Here is a 23850-nt window from a genome sequence, read left to right as displayed (position 1 = left end):
GGGGGGACTAATAGTGCAAGATTTATCAATAATGAATCTAAGCAGAAGAAATAAAAATATAATATTACTACTAATTGACGTATCAATAATAATATTATCATATTTTATAGCAATTATATTAAGCAACAATATGGATAATATAGTTTTAAATTTAAGCATAACATTACCTATTGCAATAGTTACTTATATATTATTTTTAAAAATATGTAGAATGTATAGTTGTATTTGGGTTAACGCAGGTTCATATGAGTTTATGCAATCAATAGTTGCAGCAGGCTCAGGTTGTATAGTAAGTACAATATTAATGTCAATTATACCAAATACAGTTTTATCAATAACTAATGTTACGGCAGGAATATTAATAATGGTTTCCATTACAGGGGTAAGGCTATCATTAAGAATAATCACTAGGTTTATAACATATTCTGTGGCAGATAGAACTGATGGAAAATACAATGTTTTAATTATAGGAGCTGGTGATTGTGCATCATCAATTATAAGTGAAATAAGAAAAGAAAAAAGTGAACAATACAATATTATAGGAATTATAGATGATAATAAATCAAAATTAAATAGCTTTCTAAATGGAGTAAAAGTATTAGGAAGTAGAGAAAACATAGAAGAAATAGTTGAAAAAGAAAATATAGATCAAATATTATTTGCAATTGCAAAGATAAATGGTGAAGAAAAAACAAATATATTAGATATATGTAATAGCACAAAAGCGAAGGTTATGGTTATTCCAGGTTATTATCAGCTTTTAGAAGAAGGTATATCAATTAATAAAATGAGAGATGTAGATTTAAGAGATTTAATTGGTAGAGAAGAAGTTAAGTTAGATAAATCAGGAATAGAAGAATATATAAATGATAAGGTTGTTTTAGTAACTGGAGGCGGTGGTTCAATAGGATCAGAGCTATGCAGACAAATAGCCAAATTTAATCCAAAGTTACTTTTAATACTAGATATATATGAAAATAATGCATATGATCTTCAAAATGAATTAAATTATAAGATGCCAGAATTAAATAAAAAAGTAATAATAGCATCAGTAAGAGATAAATCACGAATAAGTCAAATAATAAGTGCATATAAACCAAATATAATATTCCATGCTGCAGCACATAAGCATGTACCTTTAATGGAAGATAATCCATCAGAAGCAATAAAGAATAATGTAATAGGAACATTAAATATGGCTCAGCTTGCTAGTCAATATAAGGTAGAAAAATTTGTTTTAATTTCAACAGATAAGGCAGTAAATCCTACTAATGTAATGGGGGCAACTAAGAGGCTTTGTGAAATGATAGTGCAAGCTGTTAATAATGAAAGAGGAAATAAAACAGATTTTGTTGCAGTTAGGTTTGGTAACGTATTAGGAAGTAATGGGTCAGTAATTCCATTATTTAAGAAGCAAATTAAAAATGGGGGACCTGTAACTTTAACGCATAAAGATATAACTAGATATTTCATGCTAATTCCAGAGGCAGCACAACTTGTACTTCAAGCTGGTGCATATGCAAATGGTGGAGAAATATTTGTATTAGATATGGGAAAACCAGTTAAAATTTATGATTTAGCAGAAAATTTAATTAGACTTTCAGGATATACCCCAAATAAAGATATAAAAATAAAAATAACAGGACTTAGACCTGGGGAAAAACTATATGAAGAGCTATTAATGAATAATAATAACTTAAGCAAAACAGCACATAATAAAATATTCATAGACAAGCCAGAAACTATATCACTAAACAAAATAATAAGACAAATAGATGATTTAGTATTTGTTGCAAAGCTAGGCAATAAAAATATGTTAAAAGATAAGTTAAAAGAACTAGTTCCAACATATAATTCACCAGATGTATATAACAATAAAAGGATATTAGAAAAAGCAGCGATTACTGCAGGGGGTATAGAGTAATGGAAGGATTAAAGACTAAGGTAAATAAAAAAATATACTTAGCATCACCACATATGGGATGTTTAGAAAAAATATTTGTAAATGAAGCTTTTGACACAAATTGGGTAGCACCACTTGGACCTAATGTAAATAACTTTGAAAAGGAAATAGCTGAATATGTAGGAGCAAAGCATGCATCAGCATTGATTTCAGGGACTTCTGCAATACATTTAGCAATTAAGCTATTAGGAGTAAAAGCTGGAGATATAGTTTTTTGTTCATCATTAACTTTTGCAGCAAGTTGTAATCCAATTATTTATGAGGGGGCAGAGCCAGTATTTATAGATTCAGAATATAAAAGCTTAAATATGTCTCCGACAGCTTTAAGAAAAGCATTCGAATATTATTCAAAAAAAGGAAAATTACCAAAAGCAGTAATAGTAGTTCATCTTTATGGACAATCAGCTGATATGGATAAAATAATGGCTATATGTAATGAATACAATGTACCAGTAATAGAGGATGCAGCAGAATCTCTTGGTGCAACTTATAAAGGGAAACAAACTGGGACAATAGGAAAGTATGGAATATATTCATTTAACGGAAATAAGATAATAACTACATCGGGTGGAGGAATGCTTATTTCAGATGATGAAGAAGGAATAAAAAAATCAAGATTCTGGGCAACTCAATCTAGGGATAATGCAAGATATTATCAACATACAGAGCTTGGATATAACTATAGAATGAGTAACATAGTTGCAGGAATAGGAAGAGGTCAAATAAGAGTACTAGGTGAAAGAATAGAAAAAAAGAAATATATATATGAAAAATATAAGGAAGCCTTTAGTGATATTTCTGATATAGAAATGGCCAATATATGTGAATATGGTAAACCAAATTATTGGTTAAGTGTTGGAATATTAAATAATGAAGTAAAAGTGAAACCACTTGATATTATTTTAGCTTTAGAAGAAGAAAATATTGAGTCAAGACATATATGGAAGCCGATGCATATACAACCTTTCTATGAGAAATATAATTTCTTTAAGGACGACAATAGTGAAAAAGGAAGTATTTCAGAAGATATTTTTGAAAGAGGAATTTGTTTACCTTCTGATACTAAGATGACTGATGAAGAGATAGAAAGAGTTATTAGAATTATTAGGGGGATTTTTAAATAGATATAGTTTTTAGTTATGGGGGTAAGGACTATAAGTTATAAGGGAATGGGGAAGTATAAATGCTTGTTAAAAGATTATTAGATCTTATTATATCATCGGTGGTATTAATTATTTTATCTCCACTAATGCTAATTATTTATGTATTAATATTAATAAATCTTGGTGGTCCAGCTTTCTTTGTACAAGAAAGAGTTGGTAAAGATAATAAAGTATTTAAAATGATTAAGTTTAGAACAATGAAGGACTCAAGAGATAAAGATGGGAACCTACTTAGTGATAATGAAAGAGTAACTAAGTTTGGGAGTTTTTTAAGGAGTTTTAGTCTAGATGAATTACCAGAACTTATAAATATTATAAAGGGTGATATGAGTTTAGTAGGACCAAGAGCTTTATTAGTTCAGTATCTTGAATGTTACAATGATGAACAAATTAGAAGACATGATGTTCTTCCAGGTCTTACTGGATGGGCACAAATAAATGGAAGAAACTCAATTACTTGGAGTGAAAAGTTTAAGCTTGATGTTTGGTATGTAGATAATTGGTCACTTTGGCTTGATATTAAGATTTTCTTTTTAACTTTTTGGAAGGTAGTTAAAAGAGAAGGTATTAATCAAAGTGAGACTGTTACTATGGAATATTTTAATGGAAGTAACTAGACAATAGAATATGAATGATTACTTTACTAAATTATGAACAGCTGACAGGAGGATGAAGATGGAAGAAAAATTGATTAATTTTGAGTTTGAAGAAGTGTGGTATTTGTTTAAAAAAAGATTTTGGATAATTATTGTTATTACAGCAATTACAACGACTTTAGCAGTATTAAAGGTAGCAAATTTACAGCCAACCTATAGTGCAAATGCTAAGGTGTTCATGGGAAATAGTAATGATATGCTTGATATTTACTCACAAGAAGAATTAAGTTATTATTCACAATTCATAACTATATTTAGTGAAATATCTAAAATAGATGGTTTTTTAGATGATGCCTTAAAGAAACATAAAATTGATAAAACATCTCTTGAAGTTGCGTCAGCATTAAGTTTTTCATCTTCAGAAAATACTCCAATAGTTAATATAACTTATTCAAGTTATACAGATAAGCAAATGGCAGAAACCTTAGATGCAGTATGCGATGAGTTATTAGATAAGGTTAAGGAAATAATGCCAGGAACAAATCCTAATATATTAAGTGAAGCTAGAGTAACTACTATATATCCAAATAAAAAGAAGCTTCCTATTATAGCATTTGCAGCAGGAATAATTTTATCAATTGGATTAATTTTAGTTTTAGATTATTTAGATAATAGAATAGTCTCTAAGAAACAGTTAGAAAAAATAATACCAGTGCCTGTACTAGGAAGTATACCAGTAGTAGAAAAAGAGTTTAGAAAGGAGTGTAAAAATGTTTGTAGCAAAGGAGATGCCGAGGTCACTGTCAGCGGAAGCTTATAGAAGCTTAAGAACTAGTATTAAGTTTTCTTCTATAGATAAACCAATAAAGACAATAGTAGTAACAAGCTCTATAATGGGTGAAGGAAAATCAACTGTTGTAGGAAACTTAGCACATGTTTTAAATCAAGATGGAGCAAGAGTTTTAGTAATTGATTGTGATCTTAGGAAGCCTTCTATGCATTACAACTTTTTTATAACAAATAGAGAGGGATTAACAGATGTATTAGTTGGGAATACAGATTTGAAAAGTGTTATTAAGAAGATTGATAATTCATTGTTTTTAATAACTGCAGGGACAATTCCTCCTAATCCATCAGAAATATTAGGATCAAAATCAATGCAAGATTTAATAAATGAGTTATCTATTAACTTTGATTATATAATTCTTGACACGCCACCTATACTTCCAGTAAGTGATGCTTTACTTTTAGCATCAAAGGCAGATGCAACCTTAATTGTTGTTAAGGCTAGAAAAACTAAAGAAAATATGATTAAGCAAACTTATGCTCAGCTTATAGAGGTTAGAGCTAACATTATAGGTACAGTTTTAAATGCGTGTGATAAGTCTTTAGATAATAAGTATTATGGATATTATGATGAGGGTAAAAGTAGTAAAAAGGGTAAGAGATTTAAGAGAAAATAAAGAAGGGTAATAATCATGAAAAATATAGTCATCATAGGTGCAGGTGGAGTAGGAAGAGAAACATCATTAATAATTCAACAGATAAATGAGTTAGAGCCAACTTGGAATTTAATTGGATTTATTGATGATAATCAAGAAAAATGGGGAAAAGTAATTAATGGTTACTCTGTTATTGGAGGAATAGATTCTTTAGAATTTTTAACGCCGGATACTTATGTAGTTATAGCAATAGCAAATTATGAAGTTAAAAAGAACATAGTAAATAAAATAAATAATAAATTAAAGTTTGCAACTATAATTCATCCAAAGGTTTGGGTTCATGATTATATGACAATAGGTCAAGGAACTATTATTTATGAGGGAGCAATTCTTACAGCAAATATAGAAATAGGAAATCACGTTATTATAAGTCCTAAGTGTGGTGTTGGACATGACTCAATTATAAAGGATTATGTTTCTTTACTTTGGAATGTTAATGTTTCTGGTAACGACATTATTGATGAGGGAGTAATGATGGGATCAGCTTCAACAGTAATACAAGGAAATAAGATAGGTAAAGGGTCAAATATAGGAGCCGGAGCTGTAGTAATAGAAGATATTGAATCTTTTAGTACAGCAATTGGGGTTCCAGCAAAGGTTATAAAGATTGACTACGAAAAAAGGGGAAAATAATATGAAAAAGGTCTTATATGTGACAACTGTTAGCAGAACTATAAATTCATTTTTAATACCGCATATTGAGATGCTTTTAGATAATGGATATGAAGTAGATTGTGTTTGTTCAATAGACAAACCTATAAATAAAGAATTACAAAGTAAAGGTGTTAGGATATTTGAAGTTCCCTTTTCAAGAAATCCATTAGGTATAGGAAATATAAAAGCTTTTATGAGACTAATGGAGCTTCAAAGAATAAATAATTATGATATTGTTCATGTCCATACTCCAATAGCAGCTATTTATGGAAGGCTGTTAAAACTAGGTTATCCTAATTTAAAAACAATATATACTGCTCATGGATATCATTTCTTAAAAGGCGGTTCTAAGTTAGGCTGGTTAGTATATTATCCAATAGAAAAAATTATGGCAAAGTTTACTGATTTAATTATTAATATAAATAAAGAAGATTATGAAATAACTAAGGAAAAGCTAAAACCTAGAAGTTGTTATTTGCTTAATGGAGTTGGACTTGATTTAAGTAAATATAAGAAGCTAAGTAATGATGAAATTTTAGAGAAAAAGAAAGAGCTTGGAATAAATGATAATGATTTTGTAGTTTTAATGATTGCAGAGCTTAACAAAAATAAAAATCATATACAGTTAATTAACTCCATTGAGATATTGAGAACGCAATATCCTAATATAAAAGCTCTTTGTATTGGTGATGGAAATATGAGAGAAAACTTAGAGCAACAGATAATTTCAAAAAATTTACAAAACAATATAATTATGTTAGGATATAGAAAAGATGTAAATAAATTAATAAATATATCAGACATTGGAATATTGGTGTCTTATAGAGAAGGATTACCGCGAAATATTATGGAGTTTATGGCTTCTGGTAGAAAGGTAATTGCAACAAATATTAGAGGTTGTAGAGATCTTATTTGTAATGACACTGTAGGAACTTTAGTTAACGTTGGTGATTATGAAGAAACAGCCAAAGTTATAGAAAAGTATTACCTTTCAAGAGATAGAAGATTCAATATATCTGATGAAATTGAAAAATATGATGTTGAAAGTGTAAATAGGGAATTGCTTAAGATTTATGAAAGTATTGAACTTGAAATTAATTATGAGAAGGGGATGTCTTCTTATGTTAGTAATAGGGTTAATTGATAAGGAGTGCGAAAAACTATTATGAATAAGGTATTACATGTATTACCAATGAATAAAATGAGTGGTGCAGAAAGAATGGCATTATTATTATGCAAAAATCTTAAGAATTACGAACCTATAGTTGTTTGTGGTGGAAAAGAGCTTTCAGATGTATTTAAAGATAATGGAATAGAAAGTTACAATATAAGATTTTTTAATAAAAGGATACTTAATAACTTAAGTGATTTAAAGAAAATAATTAAAGAGAATAATATAAAAATAATTCATGCTCATGATAATAATGCTTCACTAAATGCCTATTTAGTAAAAAAGTTATATAGATTAGATGTTAAGGTAATATCTCATATTCATAGCTGTTATCCTTTCTTAAAAGTAAATGGATTTAATAAAAAGATAGATAAAATTTTAAGACCAAGATATGACCATAATATAGCTTGTGGAAAGTTGGTATATGACTTTTATAAGGAAAACACAACGTACTTTAAGGAAGAGAAGGCTTCGATACTTTCAAATGCTATTGATATAGATGAAATAAATAAGATTAATAACAATGAAAGCTATAAATTATTAGAAGAATTTAATATTCCAAAAGATAAAACTATATTAGGTTTTGTTGGTAGGATATGCGAAATAAAGGGTATAGTGCCATTTATAAAAGAAATAGCTAAATATAAAGATAATTTTAATGATTGTAAGGTGATTTTAGTAGGGAGTGGAGGGCAAGAAGAAGAAGTTAGATTCCTTATAAAAGAGCTTAATTTGGAAGAGTTATTTATAATAACAGGATTTCAAGATAATGTTTATAAATTCTATCCTATAATAGATGTATTTTTCTTACCATCTAATTATGAAGGACTTCCAATGGTTTTATTAGAAGCAATGTCATTTAAAAAGCCAGTAGTTTCAATGAATGTTGGGAGTATTAATGAAATTATTAAAGATAAAGAAACTGGAGTTTTAATAGAAGAAGGAAACTACAAGGAATTTATTCTTAGATTAAAGGAAGTTAAAGAAGAAAAATTAATTAGAGAAAAACTAGGCAAAAATGCCTTTAAATATATAAGTAAAAATTATGATATTAAAAATTATATAGAATATATAGAAAAAATGTATGATAAGCAAATGAGATAGGGGAGGAATACAATGAAAAAATTATTAACTATATTTACTCCATCATATAACAGAGCATATACAATACATAAATGTTATGAAAGTTTAAAAAGACAAAGTTGTAAAGAGTTTGAATGGTTAGTTATAGATGATGGCTCTAGTGATAATACAAGAGAACTAATCGAAAAGTGGATAAAAGAAACTGCAGATTTCAAAATAAGATATATATATCAAGAAAACCAAGGAATGCATGGGGCACACAATACTGCATATGAAAATATAACTACAGAATTAAATGTATGTATAGATTCAGATGATTATATGCCAGATAATGCAGTAGAAAAAATAAAAGAAGCTTGGGAAAAGGTTAGAGATAATGAAAAGATATCTGGAATTATAGGACTTGATGCATATGAAGATGGAAAAGTAATAGGTGATAGATTACCAGAAAATATAAAAACAGATACATTATTTGATTTGGCCTATAATAAAGGAATTATAGGTGATAAAAAGCTTGTATATAGAAGCGAATTAACAAAGAAGTATCCATATCCAGTATATAGAGGTGAGAAGTATGTTGGACTTGCATATAAGTACTATAAGTTAGATCAAGAATATGAACTAGCACTTATGAATGAAGTATTATGTATTGTTGAATATATGGAAGATGGATCTTCATTAAATATGTTTAAACAATATATGAAAAATCCAAGGGGATTTGCTTTTTATAGAATAGAGAATATGAAAAATCCAAAAGGAAATTTAAGATATAAGTTTAAAGAGTGTATTCATTATGTTTCAAGTAGCTTAATTTTAAAAAATAAGGAATTTTTAAAGGAAACACCATTGAAATTGTTAACATTATGTGCAATGCCCTTTGGGATAGTATTATATTTTTATATTAAAAAAAAGGCTTCATAAGGAGAATGTAAAGTTATGATGGTTTTTTATTTAACCTTATTATCAGTTTATATATTTTCTTTATTAGCAAGAATTATTAGAGTTAAACATAAAAGAATATCATGGATATTTGTAATAATAGTAATATTAATTCTGACATTAGTATCTGGGTTAAGAAGTGGTATAGGGGATACATATATGTATAAACATTTATATACTTTAATAGGTCCAGAGTTTAATTCAGATGGATATGAGCCAGGGTTTATATATTTTTTACAAATATTAAAATTAATTTCAGATAACCCACAATTTATGATAATGGTTATATCTATAATTATAAATGTATTAAATGTTATAAGTATGTATACTTTCACTAAAGATGGTTATTTTGAAATAGCAATATTTTTATATATTACATCTGGATACTATACTGTAACTATGAATGGCATAAGGCAAAGTTTAGCTGCATCAATATTATTTATAGCAACTATATTTATTATTAAAAAAAAGTTTATACTGTATTTGATAACTTGTTTATTGATGATAAGTATTCATAACTCTGCTTTTGTAATGATACCAGTATATTTTATTGTTAAAGAAAAGGCATGGAGTAAGAGAACGAATATTTTATATGGTTTAATGTTATTAGGGTTGTTTTTTTATGATCCCTTAATGAATATTCTACAAGGAAGTAAATATGGAGCATATTCAGATTTTAATGAAGGGGGAGCAAATCCTATAAGAATTGCGGTATTTTTAGTTCCAATAGTATTAGCTTATTTAAGGCGAAAAATCATAAGTGAAAAATATAAGAATGGAGATATATTTGTTAATATGACAACTATATGTGGAATAATTATGTTGTTTTCTGCATTTAATTGGATATTTGCTAGATTTACAATATATTTTCAGCCATGTAGTTTTATAGTATTTGCTTTTTTGTTAAAAAATTGCTTTTGTGGTAAAGAAAAAAATTTATTTTACTTTGGGCTCATAGTTTGCTATTTTTTATTTTTCTATTACGATCAAGTGATCGCATTAAATATTAAGTATACAACTAATTTTAATTTAAGAAGTTTTTTATATTATTAGAATAAAAATATATAGGATATAGGAAGGTGAGAATCCACTATGAGAGATGATAGAATACCTAAAGTAATACATTATTGTTGGTTTGGAAAAAAGGAAAAACCAGATTTAATAAAAAAATGTATAAAAAGCTGGAAAGAGATTTTAATTGATTATGAGATAAAAGAATGGAATGAGGATATATTTGATATAAATTCAAATAAATTTGTAAAGGAAGCATATGAGGAAGGAAAGTATGCGTTTGTAAGTGATTATGTTAGAGTTTATGCTATATATAATTATGGTGGAATTTACTTAGATACAGATGTAGAGGTGTGTAAAGAATTTAGTGAAGAAATATTAAATAATGAATCATTTTGGGGGTTTGAAGAAAAAAATTTTATAGCAACTAGTACAATAGGAGCTAAAAAGAGAAATAAATTAATAAAGAGATTTTTAGATTTATATGAAAATAAAAGTTTTATAAAGGAAAATGGTGATATTGATACAACAACTAATGTTTATATAGTTAGTAATATTATTAAAGAGTTAGGTGTTATGCTAGATGGAACTTATCAAAGAATAGATGGATTAGCAGTTTTTTATCCTCAAGAGTATTTTTCACCATATGATTATATAAATTGCTATAGTAAAAAAAGTGAAAATACTTATGCGATACATCATTTTTATAAAAGTTGGTTACCATTAACAACAAGAATTAAAGGAACTATTAAAAAGACAGTTGCTAGAATTATTGGTGGCAATAATGTAGTTAAGCTAAGAAAGTTAATAATTAGATAAGCATAGGAGCGACTTATATGGCAAAGTTAAAAAGAGCAATTAACGTTTTAATAAATGAATGCAGACAAAGAGGGGGTTATCATTTTTTTGTTATGTATTTATCAAATCTAGGAGCAATATTTAGAGGAATAAAATATAAAATATTTTATTTTAAAAATATAAGTGGTGGAATATTTTCAGTGCAAGCTAGAACAAAGTTTGATATTTTTAGTAAAAATTCAAAAATAATAATAAAACCATTTGTTTTTATAAGAAGAAATGGAACCATAAGGATAGATCATAATGGAGAAATTTATATAGGAGATAAAGTTTTTATTAATGATAATTGTAGTATTAATTGTATTAATAAAATAACAATAGATGAATACACAAAAATAGGACCTAATGTTTCTATAAATGATAATGATCATAATTTTAGGGGAAAATCAGAAGATAGGATGTTAAAAGGTGAAGTTATAATTGGAAAAAATGTTTGGATTGGAGCTAATTCAGTTATTTTGAGAAATACAGTAATTGGTGATAATGCTGTAATTGCAGCAGGAAGTGTAGTTAAAGGTGAAGTTCCAGCTAATACAGTTTTTGTAGATAAAAGAGAAAAAATATTAATTCAATATAAAAAGTGAAGGAGGTAAAAAGTTTGAAGGACGTATTAATTGCATCTTTTGATATGGAAATAGGTGGTGTAGAAAGAAGCTTATTAAGCATGTTAGATAGTTTTGATTATGATAACAATAATGTTGATTTAATGTTATATAGTCATACGGGTGATTTTATGAACTTGATATCTAATAAAGTTAATTTATTAGAAGAAAACAAAAAGTACTCTACTTTTAGGAAATCTATAGGACAAACTTTTAAAGATAAGCAATTTTTATTAGGATTAACTAGATTAATGGCGCGTAATAATTGTACTAAAATTGCTAATAAATTTAATTTAAGTGAATCTTCATATGTTCAAATGCAATTAATGTGGAAGTATGCAATTAACTTTTTACCTAACTTAGATAAGGAGTATGACCTAGCTATAAGCTATTTATGGCCTCATTATTTTGTGGCAGAAAAGGTGAATGCAAAGAAGAAGGTAGCATGGATTCATACAGATTATTCTAAACTTGATACATATATAGATGAAGATTTAAAGATATGGGATAAATATGATTGTATCTTTGCTGTATCAGAGGAGTGTAAAAATTCATTTTTAAATAAATATGGAAGTTTAAAGAATAAAGTTAAGGTTTTAGAAAATATTACTGCTGTAAATTTTATAAAAAATATGGCTAAAGAGGAAATCAATGATTTTTATACAAAAGAAGGTGAGTTTAACTTACTATCTGTAGCTAGGTTTTCGCCAGCTAAAGGTATTGACAATGCTGTGAGAGCATTAAAAATACTCCATGATAGAGGATTAACAAATATTAAGTGGAATGTAGTTGGATATGGTGGAGATGAAGAAAATATAAGAAAGCTAATTAAAGAAAATAATCTTAATGATAGTTTTATATTATTAGGAAAAAAAACAAATCCATATCCCTATATGAAAAAGTGTGATTTATATGTACAACCTTCTAGGTATGAAGGCAAGGCTGTAACTGTTACTGAGGCGCAAATATTAAGTAAACCTGTATTAATAACTAATTATCCAACAGCTAAAAGTCAAATTAGAAATGGAATTGATGGTTATATATGTGAATTAGGTCCTAGAGGTATAGCTGATGGAATAGAAGAGTTATATATAAATACTAATACTAGAAAAGGTTTTTCTAATACTTGTATAAATATCAATTTTGAAAATGGTAGTGAATTAGAAAAGATATATAAATTAATGAATAATTAATATTTAATAAGAGGTTATAAATGGATATAAAAGTATCAGTAATAATACCAGTATATAACTGTGAAAAGTATATAAAAGAATGTATCGAATCACTTTTAAATCAAAGCTTAAAAAAATGTGAATTTATATTTGTAAATGATGGGTCAAGTGATAAAAGTTACGATATTATAAAGAAATACGAAAAATTAGATAATAGGATAAAAGTTATATCACAAAAAAATCAAGGTGTTAGCGTAGCAAGAAATTCTGGAGTATCTATTGCTAAAGGTGAGTTTATTGGATTTATTGATGGAGATGATATGGTAGATAGAGACTATTATGAAGTATTATATAAATCTGCAAAAGATAATGATGTTGATATAGTCATATCAAATTGGAGAACTGATATGAGCAATGAAGCAATAATAAATTTTCCTTTTAAATTAAATGTTCCACTAAATAAGGAGTATATTAAAAATAATATTTATACTTTTCTTATACAAAATGATTCTTTTAATTCTGTATGCAATAAGCTATTCAGAAATGAAATAATTAAAGAAAAAAACATAAAATTTCCTGTAGGAATTGCGCTAGGGGAAGATGGTAGATTTAATATGTCTATATTTACATATTCTAATTCTGCAATCTATATAGATTATTGTGGCTATTTATATAGAGAGGTTGAGGGAAGTGTAACAAGAAATATTTCAAATAAGGATTATTTTAAGAGAACATTACAAGTTTATAAGGAAAATATTAAAGAGATAAATCAATGGGATATTGATAAAGAGTTAATAGAGAAGCTAAGAGTTAAAAAATTTATAAACAGTGTATTAAGTTATACTTATTTATATTTTAATGCAAGTAATGATTTAAAGTTAAGTAAAAGATATAAATATGTAAGAAATATGATTAAAACAAAAGAAGTTGAAGAAGCTTTTAAAGTATATAAAAGTGATATATATGAAGGAAAAGGTAGATATGATAAAACAGTACTTATGTGTATTGAAAAAGGTATAACATCAGGAATTTTTCTTTCAACATTATATAGTAGACTAAAAAATAAATAGCATAAATAGGGGGGAGTAAATTATGAAAATATTAATGTTTGCACATAATGGAAGTTTAAATAGAGGTTGTGAAGCAATAGTTAGATCAAGCAGTAAAATAATAAAGGATATAATTCCAAATTCATATGTTGAATTAGCTTCATGGAGGCCAGAAACAGATAAAATAATAAAAGATGTAGATAATTTTATTGATGCATCACCAAGAGCGATTAAACCTTCATTTATAGAAAAGGTAAGAATGCTTTTAGAGTTAAAGTTAAATAAATCAGAAGAATATGCACAAACTCAAATTCATAAAGCAACAGTTGATAAAATTGATGATGTTGATGTATGCCTTTCTATTGGAGGAGATAATTATTGTTATGGCGAGGAGCAATGGCTTTATACAATTGATAAAAATGTTAAGAAAAAAGGTAAGAAGTTAGTACTATGGGCATGTTCTATTGGAGAAGAAGATATGACAGCTAAAAAATTAGATGATTTAAAAACATTTGATTTAATATTAGCTAGAGAATCCTTAAGTTATGATATGTTAAAGTCTAAGGGACTAAATAATGTTAGATTAGTGGCAGATCCAGCATTTACTATGGTTAAAGAAGAATTATCATTACCTAAAGGTTGGAAGGAAGGAGATACAGTAGGATTAAATTTCAGTCCATTAGTATTAGAAAGAAATCCAAAGGCTATGGAAGCTACAGTAGAATTAATTAAGCATATATTAGACACAACAGAATCAGTAATTGCTTTAACACCACATGTTATAGACGAAGGAAATGATGATTCAGAATTGCTAAAAAAATTATATGATAAGTTTAAAAATACGAATAGAATAGTTTTATTGCCTAATAATTTAACTGCAATTCAATATAAGGGATATATTGCAAGAATGAGATGTTTTATAGGAGCTAGAACGCATGCTACTATAGCTGCTTATTCAAATCATGTTCCAACAATGGTACTTGGATATAGTATTAAATCAAGGGGAATAGCTAAAGATTTATTTGGAGAAGAAAAACTTGTTTTAGGTATTAATGATATTTCAAGTAAGGAAAAACTAACTAATGGATTTGATGAGCTTTTAAGAGATGAAGATAAAATAAGAATGACTTTAGAGAAGAAAATTCCAGAAATAAAGAAAATGTCATATAAGAGTGCTGAATATGTAAATGGATTATTTAATTAATAGGAGACACTATGAAAAAAGATATTTTGTTTATTATACCAGGTTTAGGTGCTGGGGGTGGAGAAAAGAGTTTAATTAACTTATTATCTCAAATAGATTTTGATAAATATAATGTAGATTTATTTTTACTAAAGCAAGATGGATTATTTATGAATTTTATACCTAAGGAAGTCAACATTCTTACTATGCCTAAGGATATAGTAATATTTAATGAAGGCTTAACAAAATCAATTTTTAAATATTTATCAAAGGGGAAATTTAAATTAGCCTATAGTAGATTAATGTTTTGTATAAAAAATAGAGGTAATTATAATATTGGAAAAGCAGAGCAGTATTCATGGAAATATTTAAGAAATGCTATTGGATATTTAAATAAAGAATACGATATTGCAATTGGATATTTAGAAAAAACATCAAATTATATATGTGTAGACTGTGTACAAGCTAAAAAGAAAATTTTATGGATACATAATGATTACAGAAAATTAAATTTGGATAAAGAGTTTGATTTAAGCTATTTCAAAAAAGCAAATTATTTAGTTACAGTTTCTGAAGAATGCGAAAGTGTTTTAAGAGAAGAGTTTCCTAATCAAGAGGAAAAAGTCAAATTAATTTATAATATTGTATCTAAAAAATCAATAGAAAATTTAGCAAATGAAGCTTTAGAGAGCTCTAAGAGTCCAAATAATAAAATAAATATTCTTTCTATAGGTAGGCTACATGAACAAAAAGGATTTGATATGGCTATTGAAGCATGTAATGATTTAATTAATAAAGGATATGATATATGCTGGAATGTAATTGGAGCTGGCATAGAAAAAAATAAATTAGAAGAGGCAATTCAAAAAAATAATTTAACGGGAGTATTTAATCTTTTAGGGTTAAGAAATAATCCCTATAAATATTTAAAGAATTGTGACATTTATGCACAACCATCAAGATATGAAGGTAAATCTGTTGCAATAGATGAAGCTAAAATTCTATGTAAGCCAATATTAGTAACTAATTTTTCTACTGTTTATGATCAAATAGAAGATTATAAAACAGGAATAATAACTGAAATGAATTTTAAGGACATAAGTTTAGGGTTAGAAAATTTAATAAATAATGAGAAACTTAGAAAAGAGTTAATAAAAAATTTATCTTTATTACATTTAGGCAATGAAGATGAAATATTAAAATTTTATGAGTTAATAAAAGAATAGGTAAGAGAGGAAAAGGTATATGAAATTAAAGACATATATGGTATATACCTATAATAGATTTTTAAAATATTTTATTAATCTTAATATATTAAATAATGATAAATCAATAAATGAAATAGTAACTACTAATAAATCATTAGTAAGATATGGTGATGGTGAAATGTCTATTATTTTAGGAGGATATATTAACTTTCAAAAATATGACGCTCAATTGGCACAAAGATTAAAAGAAATTTTAATGAGTGATGATAATAATATAATTATAGGAATACCAGTAGCAATAAAAAATACAAAAGGTTACAACAAGAAAGCAACAGATTTTTGGAATCAAAATATGGATACTGGTAGAATGCATTGGAACAAATTATGTAACTCCAAAAAGATATATTGTAATGCTAGTATGACTAGGTTATTTATAGATTATGAAGATAAAGATAATTCAATTAGATGGTTTAATAGATTTAAAGATATATGGAGCAATAAAGATATACTTTTAATTGAAGGAAAAGAAAGTAAGTTAGGGATTAATAATGATTTATTTAATAATAGTAATAGCATAGACAGAATAATTGCACCATCAAAGGATGCATATGATAGATATGAAGAAATATTAGAATCAATTATAAAACATTGTAAAAATAAATTGGTACTATTATCTTTAGGGCCAACTGCTACTATACTTGCATATGATTTAGCTAAAAAAGGAATTAGAGCTTTAGATATAGGACATATACAGCTCGAATATAATGAATTTATTAAATATGCAAAGAAAAACAAATTATTAAATGATAACATAAAATGCTTAACAAATGAAGAATATAAAAGTCAAATTATATATGAATTTAATTAATAATTGAATCAATAGGAGAAATAGCATTATGAAAAATATAGTATTTTTGATAACTTGTATGTCAGTAGGTGGAGCTGAAAAAGTATTAATAGATTTAGTAAATAATTTAGATAAAAGCAAGTATAATATCACGGTAATGCTAGTTTATAAAGAAAATATATATGATACAAGAAATATAAAATTTGATAATTATTTTAATGATAATATAAAAATAAGGTATATGTGTAATAATAGTAGTAGGTTATTATATAGATTATTTAATATTGCATTAAACAGACTTAATAATAAGTGTATACATCGTATTTTTATTGGAAATAAGTATGATGTAGAGATAGCCTTTTCAGAGGGGTTACCTACTAATATTATTTCTAAATCAATTAATAAAAAATCAAAAAAAATAGCATGGCTACACACAGATTCAAAAAATAGAACTAAAAATATGAATTTAGATAGTATAAAATATGAAAAAAATATATATTTAAGTTTTGATGAAATTATAGCAGTTTCAAAGTCAGTAGCAGAATCTTTTGAAAATATCCATAATTTAGAAGATAAGGTTAATGTTAAATATAATCCAATAGATATAAAAAAAATAAGAGAGAAATCAAGAGAGAAAATTGATTTGAGAAAAAGCGATAAAATGAGATTTATATCTATTGGTAGATTAACACCTATAAAAGGCCATGAAAGATTAATTAGGGCTTTTAAAAATTTAAAGGAAGATGGGTTTGATTTTGAATTATTAATAGTTGGAGATGGAGAACTAAAAGAAAATTTAAAAGGCTTGATTAATAGTTATAACTTACAAAATGAAATAATACTAGTAGGGCTTCAAACAAATCCATATAAGTATTTGTCTAAATCAGATATTTTAATATGTTCTTCATTTGTAGAAGGATATAGTACTGTAGTTTTAGAAGCTATTAATTTATATAAGCCAGTAATTACGACTAATTGTAATGGAATGAGAGAAATATTTGGAGATAACGAATGTGGCATAATTTGTGAAAATAATGATGTTGATTTATATAAAGCGTTAAGACGAATAATTAGCGATAAGAATATTGTTAAGAAATATATAGATGAATGTAAATTACGTTCGTTACATTTTAATATAAAGAATATTATCGGTCAGATAGAAGAAGTTATTAAATAGATTTTATATTAATTAGAAAGTAGAGGCGTTTAATGAGAATATATATAGTAGCATATATTATTTTGCCTATAATAATTATTACGGCAATTAAAAAAAGAAATAAAGTTGTGAGTGGTATTGATGAATTTATATATACCCTTTTTTATTGTTAATATAATTAGTATTATTATTAGATATTTTCAGAGATTTAGGTATAATTTTTTAGAGTTAATTTTATATTTTTTAGGCATAAAATTAATAGATACAACTTTGTGGTTTGTACAAACTATATTGTTATTTTATATTATATTATATTCTACTTATGCTTTAGGTTTTCTGATGAAAATAATATTATTTATATGTTTCTTTCAACAATTATTTATATATTTGGAGTATATTTACTGGGATTAGGAGTGTGGCAAATTGATACTGCGATTACGTTTTTTATAGGTTTTGTTTATGCTAATAAAGAAGAAGCTATAGAATTTATTATAAATAAGAATAAAAAAGTAGTTTTTATGATAGTATTTATAAGCTTTTTAATTACTAAGTTTATTTCAATGAAGTTTTATACACCATTAATAGATATTATATTTGTAAATATAGCTAGTATATTTCTTATTTTAATGGTGACTATTATATTAAGTATTATTTAAATTAATAGTAAGATACTTAATTTTTAAAAATTATATTCCTATGAGATGTATTTGTTACATATGAAAGTAATTATGATTTTAGAGGTAAAAAAACAGTAAGCATAGTACAATAGTAGTTTATTTAATAGTTTTAATAGTATCTGCTATACTTTTAAAAAATGTATGTTCAATTAAAAATATTATGTTTAATAAATATTTTAAGTTAAATAATTATATTGGAGAATAAAATATGATATTAAAGAGAATTTATTATGGAATAAAGTATCGATTAAATACTAAAACTGAATTACAAATATTAAAAGAAAAGGGATTAAAGTATGGAAATAATTTTAATCTAATAAATAGTCATATAGACTATGGACATGCTTGGTTAGTTGAAATAGGAGATGATGTTACTATAACTCATAGCAGTATATTAGCTCACGATGCAAGTATGAAAAAAAGTCTTGGAAAGTCAAAAGTTGGTAAAGTTAAAATAGGAAATAGAGTTTTTATTGGCTGGAACAGTATAATATTACCTAATGTAAAAATAGGAAACGATGTTATAGTTGGTGCAGGAACAGTTATTAGTAAAGATATACCAAGTAATAGTGTAGTAGTAGGAAATCCAGCAAGAATAATAGGAGATACTAAAAGTTATTTGGATAAGCATAAAAGATATTTAAAGGAGAAAAGGGTTTATGATACATATTCAGATGATAAGACGCAAGAACAAAAGGATATTATGATAAGAGAATTAGAAAATGATTTTGGATATGATGATTAGTATATGAGGTGTTAAATAATGCAAATAAAAATAACAGTATGCACTCCAACATATAATAGAGCTAATCTATTAGAAAATTTATATATGAGTTTAAAAAGTCAAAAATTTCAAAAATTTGAATGGCTTATAATTAATGATGGTAGTAGTGATAATACTGAGGATATAGTAAATAAATTTATTACTGAAAATATAATTAATATAAATTATATTAAAAAGAAAAATGGTGGAAAGCATACTGCTATTAATGTTGGAATAGATAATGCAAAAGGTGAGTTGTTTTGGATTATTGATTCTGATGATTATATACTAGAAGATACTATGCAATATATATGGAACCAATGGGAAAATGTAAGAGGGAAAAATTGCTTTGTAGGGATATCTGGATTAAGAGGTTATAATGACGGTAGTATAATTGGAAGTAAAACAGAAGGGAATTATATAGATACAGATGCTTTAAGTTATAGATATAGATATGGAATAGAAGGAGACAAAGCTGAACTATATAGAACAGATATTTTAAAAGAAAATAAATTTCCTGAGTTTGAAGGTGAAAGATATGTTACAGAATCAGTTGTGTGGAATAGAATAGCAGATAAAGGATTTAAGTTAAGATATATAAATAAAGTTATTTATATATGTGAATATTTAGATGGTGGATTAACTAATACTTCAGATAAGAATATAATGGAGAGTTGGAATGGAAGTACTTTATATTATAAAGAATTACTTTCATATAAACAAATTCCACTAAAACATAAGCTTTTAAATGGAACAAAATCGTATTTGCATTATTGTTATGAAAAAGGGATAGGATTTAAAGGGATTTTAAATATTACTAAAAATCCTATATATATTTTTGCATCTTGGATTATATATATAGGAAAATTATTTAAAAGAAAATTTAAAAGGGGGTCATTGAATTATGAGGATAGTTAACTTTATAAAATATAAAATAAGAAGTTTTTTAAGTGATTAAATAACACTAAAAGATCATGTAAGAAATGGAATGACTATAGGAAATAATTGATCAATTATGGATGGAGCCATATTAGATTATGGAGTATGTAATTTAATAACTATAGGAGATAACGTTACTATAGCTCCACATCCTTATTTATTATCACATGATGCATCAACTAAAAGAAATTTAGGATATACAAAAATAGGGTTAATAAATGTGGAAGATAATGTGTTTATAGGGGTAAGAGCATTGATAATGCTAGGAGTGACAATAGGAGAAAATTCTATTGTAGTAGCAGGAGTTGTTGTGACAAAAAATGTACCTAGAAACGTAGTAGTTGCCGGAAATCCTGCAAAAGTGTTAATGAGTAAAGAAGAATATATATAGAAAAATAAAAAAATTAGAGGTATATCCAAATTTTTCATATGATTACGCTCATGATTTAGGAATGTTAATTATTGAAAAACAAAATGAACTTAAAGAAAAGCTTCTCAATAATAATGGATATATAGTTTAATTAGAAGGGACGTATAATGGAGATTTTAAAATCAATAATATTAGGTTTAATTTTTATAGTACTATTAATAGATATAATTCCAATAATAAAGACATGGATATCCAGAATACATATTGGAAGATATAATGATAAAAAAGCATGGAAGAATGTTTTAACTAAAAGAAGCTTAAAATGGTTGAACAATACTCCTAAAATAAAAGTTACTGATAATACAAGATTAGTAATAATTGATAAGTTACAAGGTAATTATAGTAAGAGTGCTATTCAGCATTGGCAGCAAGCAGCTTTATTATTAGGGTTAAGTGAAGATGAAATGAATGATAGTAAAATAAATGAAGAGATAAATAGATATTTATCATCACATTTTAATAATGAAGGTCAATGGACTAAAAAGCCAGAGTTTGTTGATTGTGCAATATTATCATATGCAGTAATGAAAGTAGATAAATCTGATAAGTACAAGCATTCGTTGGATTATACATATAATTTAATAAATGAACTTGTAGGAGAAGATGGAACAGTTAAATATAGAAAGAGTATGCCTAACTATAGATATGTAGATACAATTGGATTTATATGTCCATTTTTAATAAAGTATGGAGTTAAATATAATAATGAGGCTATAAAATTAGCGGTAAAGCAAATTACTGAATATTTTGAATGTGGATTTGATAGTGATAGTTTAATTCCATTCCATGCATATGATGTAAAAAATAAATATAAGTTAGGATTATGTGGATGGGGAAGAGGACTTGGGTGGTTTGCCATAGGGTTAATAGATTCATGGATTGAACTACCTAATGATAATAAATATAAAAATGTACTAGAAGAAATAGTAATTAAGTATTCAAAAAGTATATTAAAAGTTCAGTTGGATAATGGTGGATTTGGATGGACTGTAACAAGAAAAGAAACAAGGATAGATTCATCCACTACAGCAACTTTAGCATGGTATTTACTAAATGCATCGCAAATAGAAGAAATAAGTAAAGAATGTAAGGCTTCATATGAAAAATCAATTAAGTATTTAATGTCAGTTACAAGAAGAGATGGAGCTATAGACTTTTCACAAGGTGATACTAAAGATATAGGTGTATATTCGGTATTATTTGATATATTACCATTTGCACAAGGGTTTGCTTTAAGAAGTATTAGTAAAGCAAATTAATTTAATTAGGAGAGATTATATGCAAAGTCAATCAAGAACTGTAAATTCTATAAGAAATATTGCTACTGGATTTATAGGACAATTTATTCAAACTATATTAGGCTTTATAAGCAGAACTGTATTTATTAAATTTCTAGCAGCAGAATATTTAGGGGTTAGTGGTTTATTTAGTAATATATTATCAATGTTATCATTAGCTGAACTTGGTGTTGGGACAGCTATAATATATGCATTATATAAACCATTAGCTGAAAGAGATAAAAAAGAAATATCAGTATTAATGGGGTTTTATGCAAGAGCATATAAAACTATAGGAATTGTAATTGCAATAATAGGTGTAGTATTAATGCCCTTGTTAAATGTAATTATAAAAGATGCTCCAAATATAAAAGAAAATTTATATGTGCTATATTGTTTTTATCTTTTTAACACAGTGGTATCATATTTTTATTCGTATAAAAACTCTATAATAGTAGCAGATCAAAAAAATTATATATCGGCTATTATAAGTTATTTAATAAGCATAGTTCAAACTATACTTCAAATTATTGTATTAGTAGTTACAAGAAATTTTTTAGTATACTTAGCTGTTCAAACTATAGGAACATTATCATTTAATATTATTATATCTAAGATGGCTGATAAGCTATATCCGTTTTTAAAAGAAAATAATGATATTAGTATAGATAAAGAAAAAAAGAGTGCTCTAATAAAGAATATTAGAGCATTAATGATAGTTAAGTTAAGTGGTGTTTTAGTAAATAATACTGATAATATGATAATTACATACTTTTCAGGATTAGCTACAGTAGGATTAAGCTCTAACTATACAATGCTTATAGGTATTATTAATACAGTATTAAATCAAATATTTAATGGGATAACTGCGAGTGTTGGCAATTTAAATGCAAAGGAAAGTAAAGAAAGACAAAGAGAATTTTTTTATATAATAAATTTTGCCAACTTTTGGATTTATGGGTTTTGTAGTATTTGTATAATTATTTTAATAAATGATGTAATTAATATATGGATAGGAAGTAAATTCATACTACCATTAAATATAGCTATTATATTAGCTATTAATTTTTATATGGTAGGAATGCAGAATGTTGTTTGGACATTTAAAAACACAATGGGTTTATTTAGGAAAGGAAGATATATTTTAATAATAACAGCAATATTAAATTTAACATTATCTATGATATTAGGAAATTTTTTTGGATTATTTGGAATACTCTTAGCAACTGCAATTTCAAGGATATTGACTAATGTTTGGTATGATCCATATGCAGTTTATAGATATGGACTAGAATGTAAAAGTAAAGAATATTTTAAGAGATATATAGAATTTCTTATTATTCTTATATTAAATTTATTGATTACAAGGTTAGTTTGTAATTTTATAATTGTAAATAATATTTGGACATTATTATTTAAAATTTTAATTTGTACAGTTATTTCTAATATATTATTTATAATTTTATTATGTAAAAAGAAGGAGTTTATGTATTTTAAAAATTTTATTATAAATATTTTAAGGTCTATACTAAATAAAGATATAATAAAAAATAATAACATTATGTAATTAAATATTAAATAATGTTATTAACAAAAAGGAGGGAGTG

24 protein-coding genes are annotated in these 23850 nt (G+C 26.0%); all 24 read left to right on the top strand.

The features are described 5' to 3' along the window. Positions 1–13: 13 nt before the first annotated feature. The gene (locus tag I4V51_RS02620) at positions 14–1924 is read left to right on the top strand and encodes a nucleoside-diphosphate sugar epimerase/dehydratase (protein WP_347708641.1); all 1911 of its coding nucleotides are present in this window, start codon (positions 14–16) and stop codon (positions 1922–1924) included. Further along, positions 1924–3087, top strand: coding sequence for an aminotransferase class I/II-fold pyridoxal phosphate-dependent enzyme (locus I4V51_RS02615; protein ID WP_195986782.1), 1164 nt, complete (start codon positions 1924–1926; stop codon positions 3085–3087). Before I4V51_RS02620 ends, I4V51_RS02615 begins: the two co-directional genes overlap by 1 nt. A gap of 59 nt (positions 3088–3146) precedes the next feature. Then, the gene (locus tag I4V51_RS02610) at positions 3147–3743 is read left to right on the top strand and encodes a sugar transferase (RefSeq protein WP_195986781.1); all 597 of its coding nucleotides are present in this window, start codon (positions 3147–3149) and stop codon (positions 3741–3743) included. 58 nt (positions 3744–3801) lie between these two features. Then, positions 3802–4542: a Wzz/FepE/Etk N-terminal domain-containing protein gene (locus I4V51_RS02605; RefSeq protein ID WP_195986780.1), complete on the top strand. Its 741-nt coding sequence runs from the start codon at positions 3802–3804 to the stop codon at positions 4540–4542. Continuing rightward, positions 4493–5185: a CpsD/CapB family tyrosine-protein kinase gene (locus tag I4V51_RS02600; RefSeq protein ID WP_195986779.1), complete on the top strand. Its 693-nt coding sequence runs from the start codon at positions 4493–4495 to the stop codon at positions 5183–5185. Before I4V51_RS02605 ends, I4V51_RS02600 begins: the two co-directional genes overlap by 50 nt. Before the next feature lie 15 nt (positions 5186–5200). Beyond that, positions 5201–5857, top strand: a complete 657-nt coding sequence (locus tag I4V51_RS02595) for an acetyltransferase (RefSeq protein ID WP_195986778.1) — start codon at positions 5201–5203, stop codon at positions 5855–5857. Position 5858: 1 nt separating this feature from the next. After that, complete coding sequence (locus I4V51_RS02590; RefSeq protein WP_195986777.1) at positions 5859–7022, top strand: glycosyltransferase family 4 protein; 1164 nt, start codon at positions 5859–5861, stop codon at positions 7020–7022. A gap of 21 nt (positions 7023–7043) precedes the next feature. Beyond that, positions 7044–8153: a glycosyltransferase family 4 protein gene (locus I4V51_RS02585; protein WP_195986776.1), complete on the top strand. Its 1110-nt coding sequence runs from the start codon at positions 7044–7046 to the stop codon at positions 8151–8153. A gap of 12 nt (positions 8154–8165) precedes the next feature. Next, positions 8166–9053, top strand: a complete 888-nt coding sequence (locus tag I4V51_RS02580; RefSeq protein ID WP_195986775.1) for a glycosyltransferase family A protein — start codon at positions 8166–8168, stop codon at positions 9051–9053. Positions 9054–9068: 15 nt separating this feature from the next. After that, the gene (locus I4V51_RS02575; RefSeq protein ID WP_195986774.1) at positions 9069–10124 is read left to right on the top strand and encodes an EpsG family protein; all 1056 of its coding nucleotides are present in this window, start codon (positions 9069–9071) and stop codon (positions 10122–10124) included. A 39-nt stretch (positions 10125–10163) separates the two neighbouring features. Beyond that, entirely contained in the window at positions 10164–10901 is a 738-nt protein-coding gene (locus tag I4V51_RS02570) for a glycosyltransferase (RefSeq protein WP_195986773.1), read from the top strand. A gap of 17 nt (positions 10902–10918) precedes the next feature. Continuing rightward, on the top strand, positions 10919–11524 hold the full coding sequence (locus I4V51_RS02565; protein ID WP_243281360.1) for an acyltransferase: 606 nt from the start codon (positions 10919–10921) through the stop codon (positions 11522–11524). Between the two features lie 14 nt (positions 11525–11538). After that, positions 11539–12735 carry a glycosyltransferase gene (locus I4V51_RS02560; RefSeq protein ID WP_195986772.1) on the top strand — a complete coding sequence of 399 codons (1197 nt, stop codon included), beginning with the start codon at positions 11539–11541 and terminating at the stop codon, positions 12733–12735. Positions 12736–12755: 20 nt separating this feature from the next. Further along, on the top strand, positions 12756–13784 hold the full coding sequence (locus tag I4V51_RS02555; protein ID WP_195986771.1) for a glycosyltransferase family 2 protein: 1029 nt from the start codon (positions 12756–12758) through the stop codon (positions 13782–13784). Positions 13785–13806: 22 nt separating this feature from the next. Further along, positions 13807–14967, top strand: a complete 1161-nt coding sequence (locus tag I4V51_RS02550) for a polysaccharide pyruvyl transferase family protein (RefSeq protein ID WP_195986770.1) — start codon at positions 13807–13809, stop codon at positions 14965–14967. Between the two features lie 11 nt (positions 14968–14978). Then, the gene (locus tag I4V51_RS02545; RefSeq protein ID WP_195986769.1) at positions 14979–16172 is read left to right on the top strand and encodes a glycosyltransferase; all 1194 of its coding nucleotides are present in this window, start codon (positions 14979–14981) and stop codon (positions 16170–16172) included. Between the two features lie 19 nt (positions 16173–16191). Continuing rightward, positions 16192–17022: a GT-D fold domain-containing glycosyltransferase gene (locus tag I4V51_RS02540; RefSeq protein WP_195986768.1), complete on the top strand. Its 831-nt coding sequence runs from the start codon at positions 16192–16194 to the stop codon at positions 17020–17022. A gap of 28 nt (positions 17023–17050) precedes the next feature. Next, a complete protein-coding gene (locus tag I4V51_RS02535) occupies positions 17051–18178 on the top strand; it encodes a glycosyltransferase (protein ID WP_195986767.1) in 1128 nt (375 codons plus the stop codon). Positions 18179–18570: 392 nt separating this feature from the next. Further along, on the top strand, positions 18571–18813 hold the full coding sequence (locus I4V51_RS02530; RefSeq protein WP_195986766.1) for a hypothetical protein: 243 nt from the start codon (positions 18571–18573) through the stop codon (positions 18811–18813). A gap of 229 nt (positions 18814–19042) precedes the next feature. Beyond that, positions 19043–19579 (top strand): acyltransferase, encoded by a 537-nt coding sequence (locus tag I4V51_RS02525; RefSeq protein ID WP_195986765.1) that lies wholly within the window; start codon positions 19043–19045, stop codon positions 19577–19579. A gap of 18 nt (positions 19580–19597) precedes the next feature. Next, positions 19598–20515, top strand: a complete 918-nt coding sequence (locus I4V51_RS02520) for a glycosyltransferase family 2 protein (RefSeq protein WP_195986764.1) — start codon at positions 19598–19600, stop codon at positions 20513–20515. Between the two features lie 97 nt (positions 20516–20612). Next, the gene (locus tag I4V51_RS02515) at positions 20613–20927 is read left to right on the top strand and encodes a DapH/DapD/GlmU-related protein (RefSeq protein ID WP_195986763.1); all 315 of its coding nucleotides are present in this window, start codon (positions 20613–20615) and stop codon (positions 20925–20927) included. A gap of 146 nt (positions 20928–21073) precedes the next feature. Then, the gene (locus I4V51_RS02510) at positions 21074–22225 is read left to right on the top strand and encodes a glycoside hydrolase family 88 protein (RefSeq protein WP_195986762.1); all 1152 of its coding nucleotides are present in this window, start codon (positions 21074–21076) and stop codon (positions 22223–22225) included. A gap of 19 nt (positions 22226–22244) precedes the next feature. After that, entirely contained in the window at positions 22245–23810 is a 1566-nt protein-coding gene (locus tag I4V51_RS02505; RefSeq protein ID WP_195986761.1) for a sugar translocase, read from the top strand. The last annotated feature ends 40 nt before the right edge of the window (positions 23811–23850 follow it).

This window comes from Clostridium sp. D53t1_180928_C8, from assembly GCF_015667795.1.
Lineage (GTDB): Bacteria > Bacillota > Clostridia > Clostridiales > Clostridiaceae > Clostridium.
The sequence above is the reverse complement of the archived record's forward strand: the minus strand, read 5'-3'. Positions and strand labels throughout refer to the sequence as shown.